25 protein-coding genes are annotated in these 23583 nt (G+C 68.9%); 9 read left to right on the top strand and 16 right to left on the bottom strand.

The window, feature by feature from the left end; all coding sequences use genetic code 11:
* Positions 1 to 38: 38 nt before the first annotated feature.
* From ACIA76_RS04875 to ACIA76_RS04865, 3 genes are read left to right on the top strand one after another with little or no spacing between them, the layout of a single operon-like run.
* The gene (locus tag ACIA76_RS04875) at positions 39 to 782 is read left to right on the top strand and encodes an SDR family NAD(P)-dependent oxidoreductase (protein ID WP_397148533.1); all 744 of its coding nucleotides are present in this window, start codon (positions 39 to 41) and stop codon (positions 780 to 782) included.
* A complete protein-coding gene (locus tag ACIA76_RS04870) occupies positions 779 to 1411 on the top strand; it encodes a TetR/AcrR family transcriptional regulator (RefSeq protein WP_397148531.1) in 633 nt (210 codons plus the stop codon). The genes ACIA76_RS04875 and ACIA76_RS04870 overlap by 4 nt, the downstream gene beginning before the upstream one ends.
* A gap of 2 nt (positions 1412 to 1413) precedes the next feature.
* Positions 1414 to 2703 carry an acyl-CoA dehydrogenase family protein gene (locus ACIA76_RS04865; protein ID WP_397148529.1) on the top strand — a complete coding sequence of 430 codons (1290 nt, stop codon included), beginning with the start codon at positions 1414 to 1416 and terminating at the stop codon, positions 2701 to 2703.
* Positions 2704 to 2942: 239 nt separating this feature from the next.
* Here the strand turns inward: ACIA76_RS04865 and ACIA76_RS04860 are convergent, their stop codons facing one another.
* Positions 2943 to 3746: a helix-turn-helix domain-containing protein gene (locus ACIA76_RS04860; RefSeq protein WP_397148527.1), complete on the bottom strand. Its 804-nt coding sequence runs from the start codon at positions 3744 to 3746 to the stop codon at positions 2943 to 2945.
* Positions 3747 to 3954: 208 nt separating this feature from the next.
* On the opposite strand from ACIA76_RS04860, the gene ACIA76_RS04855 reads away from it, so the two are divergent.
* Positions 3955 to 5145: a cytochrome P450 gene (locus tag ACIA76_RS04855; RefSeq protein ID WP_397148525.1), complete on the top strand. Its 1191-nt coding sequence runs from the start codon at positions 3955 to 3957 to the stop codon at positions 5143 to 5145.
* On the opposite strand, the gene ACIA76_RS04850 is transcribed toward ACIA76_RS04855, so the two are convergent.
* The 15 genes from ACIA76_RS04850 to ACIA76_RS04780 all read right to left on the bottom strand — a co-directional run bounded on the left by ACIA76_RS04850 (position 5146) and on the right by ACIA76_RS04780 (position 19727).
* A complete protein-coding gene (locus ACIA76_RS04850) occupies positions 5146 to 5772 on the bottom strand; it encodes a DUF305 domain-containing protein (RefSeq protein ID WP_397149402.1) in 627 nt (208 codons plus the stop codon).
* Entirely contained in the window at positions 5772 to 7349 is a 1578-nt protein-coding gene (locus ACIA76_RS04845; protein WP_397148521.1) for an LVIVD repeat-containing protein, read from the bottom strand. Before ACIA76_RS04845 ends, ACIA76_RS04850 begins: the two co-directional genes overlap by 1 nt.
* Positions 7350 to 7503: 154 nt before the next feature.
* Positions 7504 to 7674: a hypothetical protein gene (locus tag ACIA76_RS04840; protein WP_397148519.1), complete on the bottom strand. Its 171-nt coding sequence runs from the start codon at positions 7672 to 7674 to the stop codon at positions 7504 to 7506.
* Positions 7650 to 8069 (bottom strand): hypothetical protein, encoded by a 420-nt coding sequence (locus ACIA76_RS04835; protein WP_397148517.1) that lies wholly within the window; start codon positions 8067 to 8069, stop codon positions 7650 to 7652. The genes ACIA76_RS04840 and ACIA76_RS04835 overlap by 25 nt, the downstream gene beginning before the upstream one ends.
* Before the next feature lie 103 nt (positions 8070 to 8172).
* Positions 8173 to 9060, bottom strand: coding sequence for a 3-methyladenine DNA glycosylase (locus ACIA76_RS04830; RefSeq protein WP_397149400.1), 888 nt, complete (start codon positions 9058 to 9060; stop codon positions 8173 to 8175).
* Between the two features lie 2 nt (positions 9061 to 9062).
* Positions 9063 to 10127 carry a hemolysin family protein gene (locus ACIA76_RS04825; protein ID WP_397148515.1) on the bottom strand — a complete coding sequence of 355 codons (1065 nt, stop codon included), beginning with the start codon at positions 10125 to 10127 and terminating at the stop codon, positions 9063 to 9065.
* Positions 10120 to 11502 carry a hemolysin family protein gene (locus ACIA76_RS04820; RefSeq protein WP_397149398.1) on the bottom strand — a complete coding sequence of 461 codons (1383 nt, stop codon included), beginning with the start codon at positions 11500 to 11502 and terminating at the stop codon, positions 10120 to 10122. Before ACIA76_RS04820 ends, ACIA76_RS04825 begins: the two co-directional genes overlap by 8 nt.
* 381 nt (positions 11503 to 11883) lie before the next feature.
* Positions 11884 to 13320, bottom strand: a complete 1437-nt coding sequence (locus ACIA76_RS04815; protein ID WP_397148513.1) for a GuaB1 family IMP dehydrogenase-related protein — start codon at positions 13318 to 13320, stop codon at positions 11884 to 11886.
* A gap of 96 nt (positions 13321 to 13416) precedes the next feature.
* A complete protein-coding gene (locus tag ACIA76_RS04810) occupies positions 13417 to 13902 on the bottom strand; it encodes a DUF1992 domain-containing protein (protein WP_397148511.1) in 486 nt (161 codons plus the stop codon).
* Positions 13903 to 13953: 51 nt separating this feature from the next.
* Complete coding sequence (locus tag ACIA76_RS04805; RefSeq protein ID WP_397148509.1) at positions 13954 to 15237, bottom strand: DEAD/DEAH box helicase; 1284 nt, start codon at positions 15235 to 15237, stop codon at positions 13954 to 13956.
* Positions 15230 to 16180 carry a M56 family metallopeptidase gene (locus ACIA76_RS04800; protein WP_397148507.1) on the bottom strand — a complete coding sequence of 317 codons (951 nt, stop codon included), beginning with the start codon at positions 16178 to 16180 and terminating at the stop codon, positions 15230 to 15232. Before ACIA76_RS04800 ends, ACIA76_RS04805 begins: the two co-directional genes overlap by 8 nt.
* Before the next feature lie 82 nt (positions 16181 to 16262).
* Positions 16263 to 16682 carry a BlaI/MecI/CopY family transcriptional regulator gene (locus ACIA76_RS04795; protein WP_397148505.1) on the bottom strand — a complete coding sequence of 140 codons (420 nt, stop codon included), beginning with the start codon at positions 16680 to 16682 and terminating at the stop codon, positions 16263 to 16265.
* Between the two features lie 77 nt (positions 16683 to 16759).
* Positions 16760 to 17605 (bottom strand): ABC transporter ATP-binding protein, encoded by an 846-nt coding sequence (locus ACIA76_RS04790; RefSeq protein ID WP_397148503.1) that lies wholly within the window; start codon positions 17603 to 17605, stop codon positions 16760 to 16762.
* Positions 17602 to 18693, bottom strand: coding sequence for a FecCD family ABC transporter permease (locus tag ACIA76_RS04785; protein ID WP_397148501.1), 1092 nt, complete (start codon positions 18691 to 18693; stop codon positions 17602 to 17604). Before ACIA76_RS04785 ends, ACIA76_RS04790 begins: the two co-directional genes overlap by 4 nt.
* On the bottom strand, positions 18690 to 19727 hold the full coding sequence (locus ACIA76_RS04780) for a FecCD family ABC transporter permease (protein WP_397148499.1): 1038 nt from the start codon (positions 19725 to 19727) through the stop codon (positions 18690 to 18692). The genes ACIA76_RS04785 and ACIA76_RS04780 overlap by 4 nt, the downstream gene beginning before the upstream one ends.
* Positions 19728 to 19832: 105 nt before the next feature.
* Between ACIA76_RS04780 and ACIA76_RS04775 the strand changes: the two genes are divergently transcribed.
* From ACIA76_RS04775 to ACIA76_RS04755, 5 genes are all read left to right on the top strand, one after another.
* Positions 19833 to 20528, top strand: coding sequence for a hypothetical protein (locus ACIA76_RS04775; protein ID WP_397148497.1), 696 nt, complete (start codon positions 19833 to 19835; stop codon positions 20526 to 20528).
* A 211-nt stretch (positions 20529 to 20739) separates the two neighbouring features.
* Complete coding sequence (locus tag ACIA76_RS04770) at positions 20740 to 21141, top strand: PaaI family thioesterase (protein ID WP_397149396.1); 402 nt, start codon at positions 20740 to 20742, stop codon at positions 21139 to 21141.
* 75 nt (positions 21142 to 21216) lie between these two features.
* The gene (locus ACIA76_RS04765; RefSeq protein WP_397148495.1) at positions 21217 to 21519 is read left to right on the top strand and encodes an urease subunit gamma; all 303 of its coding nucleotides are present in this window, start codon (positions 21217 to 21219) and stop codon (positions 21517 to 21519) included.
* Positions 21520 to 21528: 9 nt separating this feature from the next.
* Positions 21529 to 21840: an urease subunit beta gene (locus tag ACIA76_RS04760; protein WP_397148493.1), complete on the top strand. Its 312-nt coding sequence runs from the start codon at positions 21529 to 21531 to the stop codon at positions 21838 to 21840.
* Entirely contained in the window at positions 21840 to 23561 is a 1722-nt protein-coding gene (locus tag ACIA76_RS04755) for an urease subunit alpha (RefSeq protein ID WP_397148491.1), read from the top strand. Before ACIA76_RS04760 ends, ACIA76_RS04755 begins: the two co-directional genes overlap by 1 nt.
* Positions 23562 to 23583: the final 22 nt, after the last annotated feature.

The raw sequence follows: 23583 nt of genomic DNA, 5'->3' as shown, positions 1-23583 counted from the left end.
TTAATGTACTGAGTGGAACATTTCTCCGGGAGGTGCCGATGGGGCTGTCGGACAAGGTCGTAGTGGTCACCGGGGGCAGTCGCGGGCTCGGGCGGGAGATGGTGCTGGGATTCGCCGCGGCCGGGGCCGATGTGGTGATCGCCAGCCGTAAGTACGACGCCTGCGCCGAGCTCGCCGAGCAGGTCGCCGATCGGTACCGCCGCCGCGCACTTCCGGTGGCGTGCAATGTGAGCGATTGGGCGCAGTGCGACGTGCTGGTCGAGGCCTCCTACGCCGAATTCGGCCGGGTGGATGTGCTGGTCAACAATGCCGGTCTGTCGCCGCTGTATCCGAGCCTGGATCAGGTGAGCGAGGCGCTGTTCGACAAGGTCGTCGGCGTGAATCTCAAAGGGCCGTTCCGGCTTTCGGCGCTGATCGGATCGCGGATGGCCGTGGGCGACGGCGGGGCGATCATCAATGTCTCGTCGCTGGAGGCGGTCCGGCCCGAACCGGTCGCGGTGCCGTATGCGGCGGCGAAGGCGGGGCTGAACGCGCTCACGCTGGGCCTGGCGCATACCTACGGTCCGTCGGTGCGGGTCAACACGATTCAGTGTGGTCCGTTCGCGACCGATATCTCCGCCGCGTGGCCGCAGGAGATGGTCGCGGAGCTGGCCGGGCGCACCGCCGCCGGGCGACTCGGCCGGCCGCACGAGATCGTGGGCGCCGCACTGTATTTCGCGGATGCCGACGTCTCGGGATACTGCTCCGGTGCGACGCTGGCCCTCGACGGCGGTCTGCGATGACGACCGCACCGGCGCGCCGGCGCGGTCGGCCACCGGCCGCCGCGGGAGAGCAGACGCGGGAGCGGATCGTGCGCGCGGCGGTGGATCTGTTCGCGCAGAAGGGCTTTCACGGCACCGGCGTCGCGGAGATCGGCGACCGGGCCGATGTGCAGCGCGGCGCGCTCTACTATCACATCGGATCCAAGGAAGAGCTGCTGTTCCAGATCCTGCGCGATTACACCGAGGTGATGTACGCCGAGGCCAGCGAGATCGTCGCGAGCGCCGCGGGCCCGGTCGCCCAGCTGCGCAGGCTGATTCGCAGCCACGTCCGGCTGATCATCACCCATCGCCGCGAGGTCGCGATCCAGCTGCGCGACGTCTCCGCGCTCACCGGCGACCGCGCCGCCGATCTGCAGGAGCTGCGCGATCGGGTGCAGCACTGCTGGCAGCAGGTGATCGATGCGGGGTATGCGGCGGGTGAGCTGCGCAGCGCCGATCATGTGGCCACCAACGGCATTCTCGGCATGCTGAATTCGGTGACGCTGTGGTATCGGCCGCATGGTGGCCGCCGCCCCGACGAGATCGCCGACATCCTCGCCGGAACCGTACTCGAGGGACTCGTAAGCACGACATACGACACGAAAGGCTGATCATGTCTTGGGATTTCGAGACCGACCCGGAGTATCAGCGCAAGCTGGACTGGGTCGCCGAATTCGTCGCGACGGAGATCGAACCGCTCGATCTGATCGGGCTCAATCCCTATCACAAATCCGATCCGCAGGTCCGGGCGCTGCTGCGGCCCCTGCAGGAGCAGGTGAAGGAGCAGGGCCTGTGGGCCTGTCACCTCGGCCCCGAACTCGGCGGTCCCGGATTCGGGCAGCTGAAGCTGGCGCTGCTCAACGAGATGCTCGGCACCTCGATGTGGGCGCCGATGGTATTCGGGTGTCAGGCACCGGATTCCGGTAATGCCGAGATCCTCGCGCACTACGGGACCGATGAGCAGAAGGCCAGATATCTGCAGCCGCTGCTGGACGGGGAAATCGGCTCCTGCTATGTGATGACCGAGCCCACCGGCGGTTCCGATCCCACCGCGTTCCGGTCCACGGCCGTGCGCGACGGCGATCACTGGATCATCAACGGCGAGAAGTGGTTCAACACCGCCGCCGAATACGCCGCATTCCATATCGTCATGGTCGTCACCGATCCCGACGCCCCGCCGCATCAGCGGCTGTCGATGTTCATCGTGCCCGCCGGCACCCCCGGCCTCGAGATCGTGAAGAACTTCCATGTGCACGGGTTCAGCGAACACGAGGCGCATCTGCGGTTCACCGATGTGCGTATCCCGGCCGATCATCTCCTGGGTGCGCAGGGCCAGGGGTTCATCGTCGCGCAGACCCGCCTGGGCGGCGGGCGGGTGCATCACGCCATGCGCACGGTCGCCATGGTGCGCAAGGCCTTCGACATGATGTGCGAGCGCGCGGTATCGCGGCCGATGGGCAGCGGTGTGCTCGGCGGTAAGCAGATGACCCAGGAGCGCATCGCCGATTCCTGGATCGAGATGGAGCAGTTCCGGCTGCTGGTGTTGCGCACGGCGTGGCGCATCGATAAGGAGCAGGACTATCTGAAGGTGCGCAAGGATATCGCCGCCATCAAGGTCGCCATGCCCAAGGTCATGCACGACGTCGCGCGCCGGGCCCTGCATCTGCACGGCGCGCTCGGCGTCAGCGAGGATCTGCCGTTCGTCGACATGCTCAACTACGCCGAGGTGATGGCGATCGCCGACGGGCCCACCGAGGTCCACAAGATCACCCTCGCCAAGGAGGTGCTCAAGCAGTACACACCCGCGGATCCGGTGTATCCCAGCGGCTATCGCCCGGCGCTGCGCGAGCAGGCCCGGGAACTGGTGGCGCGCAGATTGGAACATGCTGTGGGAAACCTTTGAAATGCGTCGGCCTGGTTATGACGCGTTACCCTGGGCGCTGCCAGTTCATCGTCGGATGTGAGGAATCCCCATGGGTAGCACCGTGATCGATCTCGCCAATGTGCTCATCGCGCATTTCAACTCGTTCTGGGACTGGGTCACGACCGGTTCGTCCGGAATACCGCCGCTGTGATGCGCTGATCCAGCAATACAATACGGCCGAATGCCACGCGAATCGCGTGGCATTCGGCGTTTCCGGGTCAGGTCTGCGAGGCGAGGGTGCCGGGGATCGGCACCGCCGATCCGCAGTCCGGGCAGTGCAATACGGCGACGGTTGCCGGGGCGTCCGGATCGTCGGGCGTTGCGCCCGTCGAGTATTCGAGGAAGGCCCGCCAACGCTCGGCGCCGCGCAGCTCGAGGCCGAACAGATTCTGGAAGCACCATGCCATCTCCGCGAGCCGCGCCCCGGCGGGGGTGTCGGTGCCCAGCAGCGTGGCACCCCGGCGCGCGGTATCGGCCAGCGCCCGATCCACCTGCGCGCTGGCCATGCAGGTGCGTGCCCACACGTCGCGGCCGATGCGGTAGCGCTCGCGCCGCCCGTCGCGGCCGCGCAGCAGCATGCCGACGTCGGCGAGATAGGTCACCGCCTTGGAGATCGAGGCCGGGCTGACTCGGAGTTCGGCGGCCAGTTCGGCGGCGGTGCGGGAGTCGGCGTCGCTGAGGAACAGGCAGGCGAAGACGCGAGCGGCCATGCGCGGCAGCCCCATTCGGACGATCGTCTCGATCAGCTGGGCGCGCACCGTATCGATCACCTCGACGGCCGCGCGGGTGGTGTCCGGCTTCGGGCTCGCCGCCACGGGCGGGCGGCGGCGGGCGCGCTGCTGGGTGGCGCGCTGGGCCGGTTCGGCCCGATAACCGCCCGGGCCGCCGTTGCGGGAGATCTCGCGGGTGATGGTGGAGGTGGGGCGGTCCAGGCGCCGGGCGATCTCGGCGTAGGTGAGGCCCGCGGCCAGGCCCGCGGTGATCTGCCGGCGTTCGGGATAGGCCAAGCGATGTCCCGGCATCGGTAACTCCTGACGGTCGACGATGACCTCCAGGGTGGCATTCGACGGCAGCCCATTGCAACGATAGTGGCATCCAATTGCGTTACCGTGCAGCGTCATTGCAATGAATCGGGCGGCATTGCGGTGTTTTCCAGGGGATTTGCGAACTACGGCGTTGCCGGATGGGTGAATGGTTCCTACCGTGAGGGCGTATCGGTAAGGAGGAGATATGACCGAAACATCCACCGAGGCAGTCGCATTGCCGCTCCTGCGTGATCCGGCGCGGCCATTCGATCCGCCGCCGGAGCTCGCCGGACTGCGCGCGGACCGCCCGCTGACGCGGATGCGGTTCCCGGACGGGCAGCTGGGCTGGCTGGCCACCGGTTACGAGGTGGTGCGGACGGTGCTGGCCGATCCGCGCTTCAGCAATCGCTACGAACTGCTGCGGGATCCGATCCACGATATCCCCGGCCCGTTCCCGGCGGCGCCGCCCGGCGATCTCAGCGGTGTCGACGCGCCGCAGCACACCCGATTGCGCCGCGCGGTCGCCTCCCGATTCACCGTGCGTCGCATGGGCCTGCTCACCGGTCGCCTGCGGCGGGTCTGCGCCGAGCGACTGGACGCGATGGAGAAGCATGGCCCGGCAATGGATCTGGTGAGCGCCTACGCGCAACCCGTTCCGGCACTGATGATCTGCGACATCCTCGGGGTGCCCTACGCCGACCATGAGTTCTTCGAACGGCAGGCGGCGGCGATGATGGTGGACGCGGAATCGATCGAGGAGATCGGTGTGGCCTGGGATCGGCTGGCGGACTACATCGCCGGGCTCGTCACGGCCAAGCGCGCCGCGCCGACCGACGATGTGCTCGGCGATCTGACCGGAAGCGATCTGACCGACGAGGAGCTCGCCGGTCTGGGCACCTTCCTGCTCGCCGCGGGGTTCGAGACCACCCGCAACATGATCGCCCTCGGCGTCATGGTGCTGCTGGATCGTCCGGATCAACTCGCGATCCTGCGCGCGGATCCGGACCTGTGGGATTCGGCGGTGGAGGAGCTGCTGCGCTATCTGTCGGTCGCCCACACCAATGCCCGTGCGGCGCTGGAGGATATCGAGCTGGCCGGGCAGCTGATTCGCGCGGGCGAGACGGTGGTACTGGCGCTGGGCGCGGCCAACCGCGACCCGCGCCGATTCGACGATCCGGACGTCGTGGACGTGCGGCGGCGCGCGATCGGGCAGGTGGCCTTCGGACACGGTGCGCATCTGTGTCTGGGGCATCCGCTGGCCCGGGCCGAACTGCGGGTCGCGTTACCCGCGTTGTTCGATCGGTTCCCGGATCTGGCGCTCGCGATCGAACCGGAACGGGTGCGGCCCTCGGGCGGCAACATCTACGGTGTGCGGCGGCTGCCGGTGACTTGGTGACTATGAGAGCGGTTGTGCGCCACGTTGGTTCAGCATCACCGCCATGAGCCCCAGCTCCTGGCTCTGGTCGGCGATCATGCCGCGCGCGGCCTCCTTGACCGGGCCCGAGGCGATCTCGTGGTCCGCGGCGCGGGCCATGCTGATACCGCCCTCGTGGTGGCGGTACATCAGCTGCAGGAACAGGATTTCCGCATCGCGGCCGCGGGCTGCCGAGAGCCGGTCGAGTTCGGCCATCGAGGCCATGCCGGGCATGGTCGTCATCGGCTCAGTGGCCGAATGATGATGCGCGGCAGCGGTATCGGCACCCGACAGCCATGCCATCGGGTGGCGTGGCATCGGGGAGGAGTCGGCCAGCCGCAGCCAGCCCAACATGGTGCCGATCTCGGTGCGTTGAGTCTGATCGATCTGCTCGGCCAGCCGCGCCACGGCCGGATCCACGCCCCGATCCAGCCGCGCCACCAACTGGATCGCCTGCTGGTGATGGGCGGTCATATCCTGGGCGAAACCGATCTCGGTGGTGTCGAGAATCGGTGGGGGAGAGGGGTGTTCGGGCAGGATCAGCGGGCGCAGGGCGGCGCCTGCGACGAGCAGGATCAGCGCCGAGGCGAGGTAGGCCAGGACCCGCATCACGACCCCACGATCGAATGCTGGTCCGGCGGCGGCGAATACACGTCGTTATCGAGCCGCAGCACCATGAAGCCGTTGTCGTTGCAGGTCGTCCACAGCTGGTTGCCGTGCCATTCCGGCGGAGCGAAACACCAGTCCGAGGACACGTCGCCGAAGGCGAGCATGCCGGTGCGCGGCGACAGCGCCTTCGCCGGATCGAACTGTCCGTTCAGCATCGCGCGGGCCATCGAGAAGCCCTCCATCACGGGCGGGCCGATGATCGAGGCCAAGGCGTGCGGGGAATTCCACAGGTCCAGGTTCTGCCCGGTGCGGGCGGGCGGGTTGTAGTAGGCGATCTCGCGCACGTGGAACGGATCGCGCACATCGAACACCCGGATACCGGAGGATTCCCAGCCGCAGGCCAGTGCCGTGGGATCGTCCGGGCGGTCCGCCGCGCAGTAGTGCGAATCGTAGGAGAAGGCGGATCCGCCCATGGCCGAGGCCAATTGGCTGTCCAGATGGGTGGGCAGGTTGATCTCGAGTTTGAGCTTGTTGACGACCTTCGGATTGTTCTCATCGGAGATATCGATGAGTTTCACCCCGCCCGAACCGCCCTCGTCGGCGGTGAACAGGTACGGCTTGCCGTCGTAGGTGACGGGGATGCTGTGCTGGGTGGCCCAGCCGTCGGTCCAGAAGACCCGGCCGATGTGGTTCACCTGGGGATTCGGGTCGCGGCGCTGGACGGCGCTGATATCGAGCACGGTGAACCCGCCCAGCGCCGACAGATACATCCGGTTACCGTCGGCGCTGATGCCGAAGCCGTGCGCCTCGATACCGGTCAGGCCCTGCCAGATCACATGCGGATCGGCCGGATCGGTGAGATCGACGGCGCTGACGAAACCCGGTGCGATGCCCGAGGCCCAGTAGGTGCGGCCGTCGGGGGAGAAGCCTCCCTCATGCGTCGTGATCGGCAGCGGCATGGCCAGATTCGTGCCCGGGCCCGGATTGAGCAGCCGCGGATGCGCGCAGTCGGAGATGTCGTAGACCGACAGATAGCCCACGCCCTCGCCGATCGGAACGCCGGTGCCCACCAACAGCTTTCGTGCCGCGTTGACCTTCAGGCTCTCCCAGGTGCCCGCCAGCATCGCCGGTTCGGTGAGCGAGCCGGTGAGCACCGGATTCCCGGGATCGGAGACGTCGAGCACCTGCACGCCCTGTGCCGGATTCAGCAGATTGCCCGGGAAGAACGAACCGGTGTAGGAGCAGTGGTCGTAGGTGGTGGAGGTGATGCCGCCGCCGTGGCCGGTGAAGCCGCCGACCCTCACCATGTTGCAGGTGTAGCCGCGCGTGCTGCGCCCGTTGTCGCGGTCGGGCGCCGGAACATCGCCCTGCAGACCGGTTTCGGGCAGCGAGCCCGGCCCGCAGTCGGCGCGCGGCACCGCTACCTGCCCGACATCGAGGAACTGCTGGACCTGGTTCGCGATATCGGACCGCAGATCCGCCGACGCCCCGCCGAGTGGCAATACGGCGGCCCCGAGCAGCGCGGCCGCGAGCACGACCAGCGGTTTGGACTGCCGAATCCCGTTGAACCGCAGCATTGCGGCACCCCCAACCTTCGAACCTCAACCGCCGCCACGCAACCCGCGATAAGGCGTACCGGCGGTCACGCCAATACGCCGAAACGATAACGCGTTCACCCGTTCAGGACGGGCGTTTTCAACAAGATCTCGTGTTGGCGACGCGCCGCACGGTTCAGGGCGCGGCGAGCAATCGGTCCGCGGCGGCGAGCAGCCGGGTGCGCAGCGGAACGGCCCGTTCGGCCGGCTCGACTTGGCCGCGGCCGTATTCCGCACGGCTGGACGGGGTTTCGATGGGGACCGGGGTGTAGTCGAATTCGGTCAGGTCGCAGGGGTCGGCGCGCATATCGAGTTCGCGGGCGGCGCAGGCCAAGTCGATGCAGTCCAGCAGATGGAGTCGATGAGTGGGATCAGTGTGAAGGCCCACGTCTCGTCATAGCAACGGTATACGGCGACATCCGGCCGCCGGAAGGAGAATTCCGTACCGGCGCGCCGCTCGCGGTAGTGCATCTCCACGTCGGTGACGACGCGGGTGCACGGCTCAGGTGGGCGGGCGGCCTCGAAGTGGGTTGCCAGCCTGCGCGCCACGATGCTGTGCTGGTTGCTCTCACTGCGGCAGAACACCACATGTCCCGCAATGACCTCGAGTGCGCGCCGCAACTCCTCGGGCAGGGCGTCGAATGCGTCCTCCGTGACGAGCAGCGAGGCGGGGTCCGTGGCCCACGCAGGCAGAGCGGTCATGGAAGGAGGCTAACTGCTACGGCCCCGCATCCGGTTCGCTGTCGAGGTGTTGAGGATGTGTTCAGCGGCGAGCGGATCTGTTCCGACTGGCACTGAAAACGCGCTAGCGGGGGTGTGCGGAGAGGAGCGTACGGCAGCGGTCCAACACCGCGGTACGGAGAACAGCGCCCCGCGTGGCGATGTCGGATTGCGCGCGGACGTAGTCCGCGCGTCCGGCTGGGGTTTCGATCTTGATCTGCTCGTAGCCGTAGGCCGTCAGATCGTAGGGGCTGGCGCGCATGTCGAGTTCTCGGGCATCACGTGCCAGCTCGAAGCAACTCAGCATGAGCTCTGAGTCCAATAGCGGCACCAATTTCATGACCCATTTGTAGAGGTCCATATTGGCGTGCAGGCAGCCGGGTTGTTCGCGGTCGAGCTGGTCGTCGCGGGTCAGAGGTTCGGTGTTGCGGGGGGCGGCCTCGGGGGTGAAGAAGCGGAAGGCGTCGAAGTGGGTGCAGCGCAGCGGCATCGACTCCACGACCGCGTCGGTGCCGGTGTGGCCCAGGCGAAGGGGGACCTGTTGATGGCGGACGTCGTCGGTGCGGTAGACCATCGCCCATTCGTGCAGGCCGAAGCAGGACAGGTGGGTGGGGCGGGAGGCGGTGGCGCGCAACAGGTTCGCGACGAAGGCCACGGTGTCGCGGCGGCGGTCCAGGAAGGCCGGATCCGCCGTCCAGGCGACCGTGGGGCCGGAATCCACGCGGAGGTAGCCGCGCGAGTTCTCGTATTCGGTCGCATTCTCCAGTGCGACACCGTAACCCGGATGCCAGCGGCGCAGCTGCGCGGGCTTGTGGCCGTAGTAGGTGAACAGGAAGTCGATCACCGGATGCTTCGTCCCGGCGGCGCGATGTTCCAGGTACGGGGCGATCAGCGTGTCGACGAGTTCCCGATGCGCCGCCGCCCGAGCACGCCATGCGTGCTCGGGCGCGACGTCGATCGTCAACGCGGACATGCTCATTCGGCGATCCGGTGGGTGGCGTCGCGCACCGTGCCCACGAACTCCTCCACCAGATCCTCGAGTGCGACGATGCCCTCGGTGTTACCGCGCGAATCGATCACGCGGCCGAGATGGCTGCTGGTGCGGCGCATTCGGGCCAGCGCCTCGTAGAGCGTGGTACCCATGCTGATCGTGGGCAGCGGGCGGATATCGCTGCGCGGGATCGGCGTGGACGGGCCCGCCGAATCGTCGGCGACCTTGTCCAGCACATCCTTCACGTGCAGATAGCCGACGAGCGAGCCGTCGTCGGTGCGCACCGGATAGCGGGAGAAGCCGGTCTCGGCGACCGCGGTCTCGATATCGCCCAGGGTGGTGCCGTCGCCGCGCAGCGGGACGCAGCGCGTCTTGGCCAGCGGCACCATGACATCGGCGACGATGCGGTCGGTGGTGCCCAGCGCCTGGGTGAGACGGCGATGCTCATCCTCGTCGAGCAGGCCCTCGGAGCGGGATTCGCCGATCATCTCGGCCAGCTCCACCGTCGAGACCGTGGCGTCGAGCTCGTCCTTGGGCTCGATGCGCAGGGCGCGCAGCGTCAGATTCGCGCCCATGTTGTAGAGCGTGATCAGCGGCCGCGCCAGCCGCAACCACCCCAGCAGCATCGGAACCAGCAGCAGCGCAACGCGTTCCGGCCCGGCCAGGGCGATGTTCTTCGGGATCATCTCGCCCAGCAGCATATGCAGCATCACGACCACCGCGAGCGCGAGTGTGAATCCGATGGGGTGCAGCAGTTCCGCGGGCACGCCGAGCAGTTCGAACGGCCGCTCCAGCAGATGTGAGGCCGCCGGTTCGGCGATGCGGCCCAGCAGCAGCGAACAGATCGTGACGCCCAGCTGCGCGGCGGCCAGCATCATCGACAGATGCTCGCCCGCGCGGATGACCGTGGTAGCGCCCCGCTTGCCTTGGGCGGCAAGGGCTTCGAGCCGGTCGCGGCGGGCGGTGATGAGCGCGAACTCGGCGCCGACGAAGAAGGCGTTGCCTGCGAGTAGCAGCAGCGCCAGCACGATTCCGAACAGATCACCCATGACTGAGCTCCCAGGTCTGCAGCGCGTCGGCGTCGACGGGACGCAGCAGCACGCGGTCGATGCGGCGGGCGTCCATGCGCTCCACCCGGGCCAGCCAGCCGCCGGAGGTCTGTGGCGGCGACGAATGCTGTTGTCCGTTACCGGGTTCGGGCAGCAGCACCTCGTCCCCGGCGACCGGGATGCGGCCCAGACGGGTCAGCACCAGGCCACCGAGGGTTTCGTATTCACCCTCGGGCGGGTCGTAGCCCGTGGTGCGGGAGACCTCGTCGATGCGCATCAGGCCCGAGCAGTTCCAGCCCGCGGCGGTGCGGCGCACGTCGAGTTCCTCCTCGTCGTGCTCGTCGCGGACATCGCCGAGGATCTCCTCGATGATGTCCTCCATCGTGACCAGGCCCGCGGTGCCGCCGTATTCGTCGACGACGAGGGCGACCTGCATGCCGTCCGCGCGGATGCGTTCGAGCACGGTATCGCCGTCGAGGCTGGCCGGGACGATCGGCACCGGATGCGCGATCGAGCGCAGCTTGACGCGGCCGCGCTGCGAAACCGGGTGCAGGAAGGCCTGTTTGATGTGCACGACGCCGAGGGTGTCGTCCAGATCGCCGTCGATGACGGGGAAGCGGGAGAATCCGGTCCGACTCGCGGCGGCGATGAGATCGGCGATGGTGTCGTCCTGGTCGAGGGTCTCGATCTTGACCCGCGGGGTCATGAGCTCCTCGGCGCTGCGCTCACCGAATTCCAGTGAGCGGTCCACCACGAGCGCGGTGCGCTGATCGAGCACGCCGCGCTTGGCGGAGGTGCGCACCAGCGAGCCCAGCTCCTGCGGGGATCGGGCCGAGCGCAATTCCTCGGCGGGTTCGATGCCCAGTTGGCGCACGACCCAGTTGGCGGCGCCGTTGAGGAATCGGATCAGCCAGGCGAAGGCGGTGGAGAAGGCGATCATCGGCCCGGCCGTCCAGCGCGCGGTGGTCAACGGTGCGGAGATGGCGATGTTCTTGGGCACCAGTTCGCCGTAGGTCATCGACAGCGAGGTGGCCAGTACCAGGGCCAGCGTGAGCGAAATGCCGTGTGCGGCACCCGCACTCGCGCCGAGCCCGGTGCACAGCGGCTCGATCAGCCGGGCCAGGACGGGTTCGGCGATATAACCGGTGACCAGGGTGGTGATGGTGATGCCCAGCTGGGCGCCCGACAGCTGGAACGAGAGCGTGCGGTGCGCCTGGCGGACCTGACGGCCGCGCAGGTCGCCGTCGCGCGCATGCGCCTCGACGGTGCTGCGTTCCAATGCGGTGAGGGAGAATTCGGCCGCGACGAACAGCGCGGTTCCGGCGGTGAGTGCGATGAAACCCACCAGGCTGAGCACAGTGAGCACGACTGACACTGTCAGCACCACCCGGAGCGGGCGAGCGGGACTGGGGGAACGGAGGCGCCGGGTTGGTCACCCGGCTCGGTAGAGGAGCCCTCCTGAGTGGCGCCCTTGGACGCGGGTGACAACTGGTTCCTTTCGCAGGTGGGAGTGTTTTACGTGCTCTGCCCCGAGTCGGCGGGACGGCTCGAATACCCACATGTTACCGGGTTCTTTACGCGGTTCGCGCACCGCGCCACCTCTGGGTGCCGTCTCTCACACGCTCCGCCACACCTTCGGGTCCCGTCCCTCACACGCTCTGCCCCCACCCTTCGGGTCCCGTCCCTCACACGCTCCGCCCTAACCTTCAGGTCCCGTCCTTCCGGCACGCTCTTCGCCGGAAGGACGGGATGAAGATCACCAGCCCGACGGCAGCGGGCGGCCCTCGGCGAAGCCGGCGGCGGACTGTACGCCGAGTACGGCCTTGTCGTGCAGTTCGGCCAGGCTGCGGGCGCCTGCGTAGGTGCACGCGCTGCGCACGCCCGAGCAGATGTGGTCGATCAGGTCCTCGACGCCGGGGCGTTCGGGGTCCAGGCGCATGCGCGAGGAGGAGATGCCCTCCTCGAACAGGGCCTTGCGCGCGCGGTCGAAGGCGCCGTCGGAGACCGTGCGGGCGGCGACGGCGCGTTTGGACGCCATGCCGAAACTCTCCTTGTAGACGTTGCCGTCGCGGTCGGTGCGCAGATCGCCGGGCGACTCATAGGTGCCCGCGAACCAGGAGCCGATCATGACGTTCGACGCGCCCGCGGCCAGCGCCAACGCCACGTCACGCGGGTGGCGCACGCCACCGTCGGCCCAGATGTGCACGCCGAGTTCCTTTGCGGCCGCGGCACATTCGGCGACGGCGGAGAACTGCGGGCGGCCCACGCCGGTCATCATGCGGGTGGTGCACATCGCGCCGGGGCCCACACCGACCTTGATGATGTCCGCACCGGCGGCGGCCAGATCGCGCGTTCCGGCGGCGGAGACCACGTTGCCCGCGGCCAGCGGCACGCCCAGCTTCAGATCCGCGACCGAGCGCAGCGCCTCGAGCATCTTGACCTGGTGGCCGTGCGCGGTGTCGATCACCAGCACATCGGCGCCCGCGTCGACGAGGGCCTTGGCCTTGGCGGGGATATCGCCGTTGATGCCGACCGCGGCGGCCACGCGCAGCTTGCCGCGCGCGTCGACGGCCGGATCGTAGATGCCCGCGCGGACCGCGCCCTTGCGGGTCATCACGCCGGCGAGCGTGCCGTCGGCCTCGGTCAGCACGATCAGTCCGGTGTGCTGGGTCTCGAGCAGGTCGAACAGCTCGCGCGGGGAGGTGTCGGCGGGCGCGGTGCGGAAGTCGGTGTCCGCGACGGTGTGCAGCCGCGCGAAGCGGTCCACATCGGCGAAGGACTCCTCGGTGACCACGCCGACCGGCTTACCGTCCTGGATCACCACGACCGCGCGGTGGGCGCGCTTGTGGATCAGGGCCAGCGCCTCGGACACCGAATGGTCCGGGCCCAGGGTGACCGGGGTGTCGGCGGTGAGCGAGCGGCTCTTGACATAGGAGATGGTCTTGGTGGCCGCGCTCATCGGAAGATCCTGCGGGAGCACCACGATGCCGCCGCGGCGGGCGACCGTCTCGGCCATCCGCTTACCGGCGACCGCCGTCATGTTCGCCACGACGATCGGAATCGTCGTGCCCGTCCCGTCGGTCGTCGACAGGTCGACGTCGAAACGGGACGCCACATCCGTCTGGTTGGGGACCAGGAAGATGTCGTCGTAGGTCAGGTCGTACGGCGGCGTATGGCCCGGAAGAAAATGCACTCCGGCAATTCTACGGGAGTGCCCCCGGTGTGCTGAGCGTGGCTCCGCGATCATTCCGGCATACTTCCGTCCGGAAAAGCACGCCGGAATGACGGATCAGTTGCGGGCGAACAGCCGTCGCCACCACGAGGTGCGCGGAGGTGGCGGCGGCTGGGCCGGATTCGCGGCCGATGCCCTGCGTTGCCTGCGCGTTCGCCATTCGGCGACGAGCTCGTCGATATCGACCGGTGCGAGGTGTACGTACGGTCCGTGCGGTAGCCGCAGCCAGTTCGTGATGCGATCGTTGAGTTCGCCCGCGTACTCGCGCACCCGGGCCTCGGCGTTCATCCGGGCCACGGTCTCGGGCAGCCGCTCGAGGTCGCGCGCGAGAATGAGTGCGGGTGGCAGGATTCCGTCGCCGCCGACGTTCTCGCGGCGCAGATAGTTCGTGAGCCACCAGTTCTCGTCGTAGGGCTTTCCCGCATCGGGCAGCGGTTTGCCCTTGCCGGGCAGATCGTCGAAGTCGCCGCGTTCGGTCGCCTCGCGAATCTGCTTGTCCAGCCAGAATTCGTAGCTCGCGCCGGGTGGTTTGCGGTCGGTCATCGCATCCCCTTCGATGATCTCCTCCGATATGCCCAGTCTAGCGAACGGCGGTCAGGCGGGCCGACGGCGGCGGGTGTGAGTTCGGTTGGCGGGGCGGCGGTTTCGCGCGACGGGCTCCGGCGGTGCGACGGCGGCGGGATCGGGAACCGGACGGCCGGAGGGGTGCCGGGCGCCGGTCAGCGCGATCAGCGCGCGGTCGTCGGGGCGGGCGCGCAGGATCTCGGCGGTGATGCCCGCCTCGGCCAGGAGCTTATCGGTGTCCGCGCGCTCGTCGTCGGTGACGAGGGTGACCACCGTGCCGCTCGCACCCGCGCGGGCGGTGCGCCCGGCGCGGTGCAGATACGCCTTGGGATCCTCGGGCGGGTCGACGTGCACGACCAGGGAGACGTCGTCGACATGGATACCGCGCGCGGCGACATCGGTGGCGACCAGGACCGGCGCGGTGCCGTCGGCGAAGGCGGTCAGGGCGCGGGACCGTTGATTCTGCGCCCTGCCGCCGTGCAGTACGACCGCGGCGATCCCGGCCTCGCGCAGTCTGCGGGCGAGTTTGTCGGCGGAGAACTGGGTGCGCACGAACAGCAGCGTGCGGCCCTCGCGGGCGGCGATATCGGTGACGATCGTGCGCTTGTCGGCCTTGCGCAGATGCAGCAGATGATGGGCGATCGCCGGATCGCGCACGCTCGAATCGGGTTCGGCGGCATCGGCATTGGCCACCGAATGCCGCACCGGATCGCGCAGGTATCGCTCGACGAGGGTGTCGACGGCCTCGTCCAGGGTGGCCGAGAACAGCAGCTGCTGAGCCCCGTCGGGCACCCGATCGAGCAGTACGGTGATCTGATCGAGGAAGCCGAGTTCGGCCATATGGTCGGCCTCGTCCACCGCGACCACGCGGATCGCGTCGAGATCGACCGCGCCCTGGGCGATCAGATCGGCGAGGCGTCCGGGCGTGGCGATCAACAGATCGACGCCGCGGGCGAGCCGCTCGGCTTGCCGCTTGATCGGCACGCCGCCGACGGCGACGCCCAGGCGCACACCGGCCGCGAGCGCCGGTTCGTCCAGCGCGCGCTCGATCTGCTGTGCGAGTTCGCGGGTCGGGGCCAGGATCAGACCGCGGGGTTTCCTCGGGGCCGCGGCGCCGGAGCGGATCAGCATCGGCAGCCCGAAGGCGAGTGTCTTACCGGAACCCGTCGCGGCTCTGCCCAAGACGTCGCGCCCGGCGAGGATGTCCGGAATTACGGCCGCCTGGATGGGGAACGCGGTCTCGAGTCCGCCGCGACGCAACGCCTGCACCAGCGCGACCGGCAGACCCAGTTCGGCGAAGCGGGGCTCAGGCACCGAACAACCGGCCCAGCTCGACCAGCCACGGAATCGCCACGGCCATTGTGGGCACCACGAGAATCGCCGCGGCCGCCAGATACGCCGCGGAGGCGACGCGCAGATCGCCGAGCGGTCCGGCCAGGCGCTGGATGCGGATGAGGGTGGTCGGCCCGCCCACGGCCATCGCCCCTTGGGGCGCGGTCGAATTCGAGCAGGCCACCAGCGCGCGGGCCAGCGGGGTGGGGCCGGTGACCTTGACGGCGGAATCGTCGGCGAGCAGTTCGATCAGCAGTTTCACCGAATCCAGCGCCGACTTGCTGCGTACCCAGCGCGGAAACGCCTCGTGCGCCGCGGTGAACGCCTCGAGCACCAGATCGTGGCGGGCCCGCAGATGGGAGCGCTCATGACTGACGATCGCGGTGAGTTCGGCATCGGACAGGTTGGCGAAGGTGCCCTGGCTCAACACGACTCGCCGCCGCAGCCCGGGCAGGCAGTAGGCGATGGGCTCGGCGGCGGCCAGCACGCGGATATCGGCGGCCTTGGGATCGGCGTGCCGGTAGTCCCCGCCCTGATCGAGCAGGTCAACGAGCATGCGGTGGCGGGCGCGGCGGCGGCGGGTATGCACCCCGACCCGGATCGCGGCGTAGATCAGTCGGGCGCCGACCAGCAGGGTGAGGGCGAACACGATCACATAAGCCAGCCACAGCGGCAGGCCCAGCGCGTCGATCTCCCGGGTCGGCGAGGTCGTGGGCCGACCGTTCGGGCCGGGCACCAACAGCTCACTCGCGATCGCCAGGCCGGAGCCGAACGCGCTCAGCACCGCGGCCAGCGCGACCGCCTGCCACAGCACCAGCGCGGCGCGGGGCGTGCGATAGGGCCAGGTGGCTCGAGCGAGCAGGGACGGGACCGGTCCCGCGAGAAGCAAAGCGAGACCGGCGAATACCGGCGCGGTTGCATTCATGCTCAGCTCACTGCGTTGTGGGGCCAGGGGCCCGAGATCGCGGCGCTTCTGCAGTTGTCCATGTGACCGGAGCACCGCTGAACTACTGCGGTGGGGCGGCTCCCTTGTCATCATCGGACGCGTTGCGCGCGGCCTCGGCAGCTTCGAGCTTAGCGAGTGCCTCCCGCAGTGCCGCAGCCTCGTCCTTGCCGACCGCCTCCACGAAGTGCACCAGCGCGGCGCGGCGGCTGCCGACCTCGTCGGCCTGCTGCAGCGCGTCGACCATCAGACTGGCGACGAGTTCGTCGCGGGTGTGCACGGGCGCATAGCGATGCGCCCGGTCGTCGCGTTGTTGCACGACCAGATTCTTCTTCGCCAGTCGCTGCAGAACGGTCATGACCGTGGTGTACGCGAGCTCGCGGCGCGCCGCGAGGGCCTCGTGGACCTGCCGGACCGTCTGGGGTTCGTCGGCCGACCACAACTGGTCCATGACCGCTTTCTCGAGTTCACCTAGACCTGCCATCCCATAAGTTTACGGAGGCAACGACACAAATGCGTACTACTGAATGTCGTAACCCGGCGATAGCCCAGTGGGATTTCTCATAGTGGCGCAGGGCACGATTGCGAGTCGCTGTACGTCTCGAGCACATGCCGGGCCCCGATGGGCACGATCATCGGCCGCCCCGACACCGGATCGGTATGCACCTCGGCGCGCAGCCCGAACACCTCACGCAACAACGTGGCGTCGATGACATCGGCGGGCGCGCCCTGGGCGATGATGCGGCCCGCGCGCATGACGACGAGCCGATCGCTGTAGCGGATGGCCAGATTCAGGTCGTGCAGCACCATCACGACCGTGCGGCCCAATTCGTCGTGCAGCCGGTCGACCAGATCGAGGACCTCGAGGGAATGGGCCAGGTCGAGGTAGGTGGTGGGCTCGTCGAGCAGCAGGATGTCGGTGCCCTGGGCCAGGGCCATCGAGATCCAGGCGCGCTGGCGCTGGCCGCCGGACAGCTCGTCGAGAGTGCGCTCGGCGAGTTCGGCGATACCGGTCTGGGCGAGCGCCGCGGCGACTTCGGTCTCGTCCTCGGCCGACCACTGCCGCAGCCACGACTGGTGCGGATGACGGCCGCGAGCAACCAGATCGGCGACGGTGAGGCCCTCGGGCGCGATCGGGGCCTGCGGTAGCAGGCCGACGATGCGGGCGACGTCGCGGGTCTTCTGGGTTGCTATCGCCTTGCCGTCCAGCAGGACCCGGCCCGCCCGCGGCTTGAGCAGCCGTCCCAGCGCGCGCAGGAGCGTCGATTTACCGCAGCCGTTCGGGCCGATGACGGTGGTGATGAGCCCGGGCTCGATGGTCAGCGACAGGCCGTCGACGACCAGATTCGCCCCATAGCCGAGGGACAGATCGGCGGCGGAGATTCGATGGGGTGTGGTGGCGGTCATGCCAGGGTCGCCTTCCGGTTCACACGCACGAGCAGAAGCAGGAGGTACGGTCCGCCCAGGGCGGCGGTCACGATGCCGACCGGCAGGTCGACGGGAAATGCGGTGCGCGCCAAGATATCCGCGCCCACCACGAGCAGTGCGCCGGCGATCGCCGAGCCGACGATCGGCTCGCCCGGGGTGCGCAGTAGCCGCCGGGCGAGTTGCGGGGCGGCGAGGCCGACGAACGACAGCGGTCCCACCGCGGCCGTGGCCAGTCCGGCGGCCGCGACCGCGGCGCCGATCAGGAGCGCCTGCTGGGTCTGGATCCGCACGCCGAGGGCGCGGGTGGTGTCGGTACCGAAGCGCAGCGCCGCGAGGGTGCGGGCCGAGGCGGCGGTGACGGCGAGCACGAGGCCCAGGCCGAATGCGGCCGGGACCGCGCGGGTCCAGTCGGCCGCGTCCAGCGATCCGGTCAGCCAGAGCTGCGCGCGGGTGGCGTCTTGGAGGGTGGCGCGGGTGAGCAGCCAGCTGATACCCGCCATGAACACGGCGTTGACGCCGATCCCGATGAGCACCAGCCGAATTCCGGTGACGCCCAGATCGCCGGTGTGGGTGCGTCCCCAGGCGAGCAGATAAATGACGGTCGCGCTCGCCAGTGCACCGATCGAGGCGGCGACCGGAACTCCGACAGCGGCCGCGAATCCCGTGGTGGCGCCGCCGGTTCCGGCCAGCACGGCCACCGCGACGAAGCCCGCGCCCGAGGTGATGCCCAACACGTCCGGGCTGGCCAGCGGGTTGTGCAGGATCGACTGCGTCACCGCGCCCGCGATGCCCAGCGCCGCACCGGCGACGACCGCGACCACCGCGCGCGGCAGCCGCGAATCCAGGATGACGAATCGCTGTGCGCGGGTGCCGCCGCCGGTGAGGACGTCGACGACGCCGCCCAGCGGTATCCGGAATTCGCCGATCGAGATGTCGACGGCGAACAGCACCAGCAGGCCCGCCGCGAGCGCGATCACGGTGGCGATCATCGTGATTCGCAACACCGCGGAGAACTCGCCCACCCGCACCGCCGGACGCGCGGGGATCAGGGTCGGGGAATCGCTCACAGCGCCACCGCCTTTCGACGCCGCACCAGCAGCACGAAGTAGGGTGCGCCGAGGACCGAGAGCACGATCCCGGCCTGCAGCTCACCGGGCAGGGCGATCACCCGTCCCACGATATCGGCGACCAGCAGCAGCAATGCGCCGAGCAGCGCCGAATAGGGCAGCAGCCAGCGATGATCCGGGCCGGTGACGAATCGGGCCAGATGCGGTGCGATCAGACCGAGGAAGGCGATCGGGCCGACCGCGGCGGTGGCGGCCCCGGCGAGCAGGACCACCGCCGCCAGGCCCAGCGCCCGGTTGCGGGCGATGTTCACGCCCAGGGCGCGGGCCATATCCTCGCCGAGCCCGAGTGCGTTGAGTCCCGGCGCGGCGGCCAGCGCGAGCACGACACCGGCGGCGATGAACGGCAGCACCTGGCGCAGCGTCGACATATCGTGCCCGGCGACCGAACCGATCACCCAGTATCGATAGGTTTCGGTGGCCGTCGGATCCAGCAGCACAACGGCATTCGTCAGCGCCTGCAGCAGTGCGGTCACCGCCGCGCCCGCCAGCACCAGGCTGAGCGGACTGGCCTTACCCCCGCCCGCCGAGGAGGCCGCGAATACCACCACCCCCGCGATCGCCGCGCCCGCGAAGGCGAGCCAGATGTACTGCTGCGGATGCGACAACCCGAACAGATGGATGCCCAGCGCCGCCAGGAACGCCGCACCGGCATTGAGCCCGAGCAGGCCCGAATCGGCCAGCCGATTGCGGGTGTAGCCCTGCATGAGCGCCCCGGACAGGCCCAGCGCCAGCCCGGCGAGCACCGCCAATGCCGTTCGCGGCAGCCGCAGTTCGCGCACGATCTGATCGGCGGGCGTCGCGGCCGGGCAGCGCAGCGGCCAGCCGTCCGGACAGTTCAGGGCGTGCAGCACCGTCGACGGCGACAGCGAGCGCGCACCGATCGCGATGCCCGCGGCCACCGCGATCAGCAGCAGCGCGGCCAGGAACGCGAGCCCTGCCGCGCGACGCCGCGGGGGAGTGACTACAGCGGGCACGGCGACGAATAACTCCTGACGTGATTTCTTCCATTGCTCGGTAAGTCTGGTAAGCCTAACCTATCTTCCGTTTCGGCCCGCAATGCCAATCGATGAGGAGGTTCGATGCCCGAACTGATGACACGCCCTTCCGAACTGGCCTTCGGACAGGTCTGTACCCGGCTGTGCGCACTGCAACCGGAACATCCGCGCGTCTATGCCATGGCCGCGATGGCCGAACAGGGCCGGCGGCGCTGGTGGCGGCTGGCCGACGGACTGCGTGAGGGCCGCATCGAGCTCATGTACCGCCGCCACGCCGCGGAGATGATCAGCTCCGATATCGCCGCCGAGGTGGTGGCCACCGCGCTGATCCACGCTGTGGTCGGCCGGGTGGTGGCGCTGTGGGTGGCCGAGGGCCGCGCCTGGGATCCCGGCCTCGAGAATCTGTGGGTGCATACCGACAACGACGGCGGGATCGACTGGGCGGGCCTGTCGGACACCACGATTCGCGTGATCGACGGTGACCCGCTGGCCGGGGAGCCCGGGGTGGTCGTGCTGCCGTGTGAGCGCGCGATGGCGGTGTGGCTGGCGCATCGCTGCGAGGCGGCGCTGAAACTGGTGCAGCACGGCATGTCTCGCTGCGCGGCACTGAGCGCGCGGCGGTTCTGGCCGCTGGTCGCGGAAACCGTGGTGGGAGCGTCGACCTACGTGCCCGATCTGGCCGGAACCTCCTCGGTCGCGGGCGCCGAACGGGGGCAGGCGTTACTGATGGCGATGCAGGATCTCGGAATGCCGCTTCGACGCTCTTGCCTTGTTAGGTAAGCCTGCCCTACACTAGGAATCGGCGTTCGGATCGTGTGTGAGTCCCGAGGGCTGCGGTCGACTCCCGATCCTGTGCCGCGGCGGGCCTTACCTTCGAGGTGAGGCCCGCCGCTTCGTCTTTCGCCCACCCGGGCACGGCTCGATGATTGCCTTGTGTAACTGTTTTTCCATGACGCAGCATGATCAGCCCGAGGTCGGCTCGCTGGCGGAGATGACGCCCGAGCTGATGACGCGCCTGTCCGAGGGGACCTTCTCCGATCTGATCGGCCTGAAGTACACCGAATTCGGGCCGGACCGGGTGGCCGGGGAATGGGTGGTGTCGCCGCAGTTGCATCAGCCGTTCGGCATCGTCAACGGGGGCGTGTACTGCACCGTCATCGAGACGCTGGCCAGTGTCGCCGGCGGCGCCTGGTACGGCGCGCGCGGCACGGTCGTCGGGGTCAATAACAACACCGACTTCCTGCGCGCGGTGCGCGAGGGCGTGCTGCGCGGGGAGGCCACCCCGATTCATCGCGGCCGGAGCCAGCAGCTGTGGCAGGTGGTGATCACCGACGAGCAGGATCGCATGATCGCGCGCGGACAGGTGCGACTGCAGAATCTGCCGACGGCCTGAGCCCGTCGCGGCGCCGCCGTGGTGCGGCCGTGCCAGAATGTCCCCCACGCCAACGGAAATCGCGAGGAGCGCCAGATGCGATTGTCGCCGCACGAGCAGGAACGGCTGATGCTCAGCTACGCGGCCGAACTGGCCCGTCGCCGGTGGGCGCGCGGTCTGCGGCTCAATCACCCCGAGGCGGTGGCGATCATCGTCGATCATGTGCTCGAGGGCGCGCGCGACGGCCGCACGGTCGCCGAGCTGATGGCCTCGGGGCGTACGGTTCTCGGTCGCGCGGACGTCATGGACGGTGTGCCGGAGATGATTCCGGATGTCCAAGTCGAGGCGACCTTCCCCGACGGCACCAAACTCGTCACCGTCCACCACCCGATCGGCTAGGGCGCGAACATGATTCCCGGTGAGTACCTCTGTGCCGCGGACCCGATCGAGATCAACGCGGGCGCCGAGCGGATCGAGCTCGACGTCGTCAACACCGGCGACCGTCCGGTGCAGGTGGGCAGTCATGTGCACTTCCCGCAGGCCAACGCCGCGCTGGAATTCGATCGCGCCGCCGCCCACGGCCACCGCCTCGACATTCCCGCGGGCACCGCGGTGCGCTTCGAACCCGGTCTCGGACAGCGGGTTTCGCTGATTCCGCTGCGCGGCGCCCGCGAGGTGCACGGTATCTCCCTCGACGCCCCCGGAAAGCTGGACGCCTGATGGCCGAACTCTCCCGCGCCCGTTACGCCGAACTGTTCGGGCCCACCACCGGCGACCGAATCCGCCTGGCGGATACCGACCTTCTCATCGAGATCACCGAGGACCGCAGCGGCGGGCCGGGTCTGGCCGGTGACGAGGCGGTGTTCGGCGGCGGCAAGGTGTTGCGCGAATCGATGGGCCAGGCCCGCGCCACCCGGGCCGAGGGCACGCCCGATACCGTCATCACCGGCGTGGTGATCGTGGACCACTGGGGAATCATCAAGGCCGATATCGGCATTCGCGACGGCCGCATCACCGCGATCGGCAAGGCCGGTAATCCGGACATCATGGCCGGGGTGCATCCGGATCTGGTGGTGGGCGCGGCCACGGAGATCATCTCCGGCAATGGGCGCATCGTCACCGCGGGCGGTATCGACTGCCATGTGCATTTCATCTGCCCCCAGATCCTCGACGAGGCGCTGGGCGGCGGGATCACCACGCTGATCGGCGGCGGCACCGGTCCGGCCGAGGGCAGTAAGGCCACCACGGTCACGCCCGGCTCCTGGCATCTGGCCCGGATGCTCGAGGCGACCGACGGCTGGCCGGTGAACATCCTGCTGCTGGGCAAGGGCAATACCGTGCGGCCCGAGGCGCTGTGGGAGCAATTGCGCGGCGGCGCGGGCGGTTTCAAGCTGCACGAGGACTGGGGGACCACCCCGGCGGCCATCGACGCCTGCCTGACCGTCGCCGATGCCGCGGGCGTGCAGGTGGCGCTGCATTCGGACACGCTCAACGAGGCCGGCTTCGTGGAGGACACCCTCGCCGCGATCGCGGGGCGGGCCATCCACTCGTATCACACCGAGGGCGCGGGCGGCGGGCACGCGCCCGACATCATCACCGTCGCTTCCTATCCCAATGTGATGCCCAGTTCCACCAATCCGACCCGGCCGCATACCGTCAACACCCTCGACGAGCATCTGGACATGCTCATGGTGTGTCATCACCTCAATCCGGCGATTCCGGAGGATCTGGCCTTCGCCGAGAGCCGGATTCGGCCCTCGACCATCGCCGCGGAGGATCTGCTGCACGATCTGGGCGCGATCTCGATGATCGGCTCGGACTCGCAGGCCATGGGCCGCATCGGCGAGGTGGTGCTGCGCACCTGGCAGACCGCGCATGTGATGAAGCTCCGCCGCGGCGCACTGCCCGGCGACGGTGCGGCCGACAATCAGCGCGTGCAGCGCTATGTCGCGAAGTACACCATCTGCCCGGCGGTCACCCACGGCCTGGATCACGAGATCGGGTCGATCGAGGTCGGCAAGCTGGCCGATCTGGTGCTGTGGGAGCCCGCGTTCTTCGGTGTGCGCCCGCATGCGGTGCTCAAGGGCGGCGTCATCGCCTGGGCCGCGATGGGCGATGCGAACGCCTCGATCCCCACCCCGCAGCCGGTGCTGCCGCGGCCGATGTTCGGCGCGTCCCCGACGGTCGCCGCGGGCTCCTCGGTGCATTTCGTCTCCGAACAGGCCATCGAGTCGGGCCTGGCCGATCGGCTGCGCGTGCGGCGAAAGCTGGTGCCGGTGGCCGATGTTCGCCGCCGTACCAAGGCCGATCTGCCGCGCAACGACGCCATGCCGCGCATCGAGGTCGATCCGGACACCTTCACCGTCCGAGTCGACGGCGAGGTGTGGGCCGAGGAGCCCGCGGCCGCATTGCCGATGGCGCAGCGCTACTTCCTGTTCTGAGGTGTGACGAGCCGGACACCGG

This window comes from Nocardia sp. NPDC051570 (assembly GCF_044454005.1).
GTDB lineage: Bacteria > Actinomycetota > Actinomycetes > Mycobacteriales > Mycobacteriaceae > Nocardia.
Note: the sequence above shows the minus strand (reverse complement) of the source record. Positions and strands in the feature narration are given on the sequence as shown.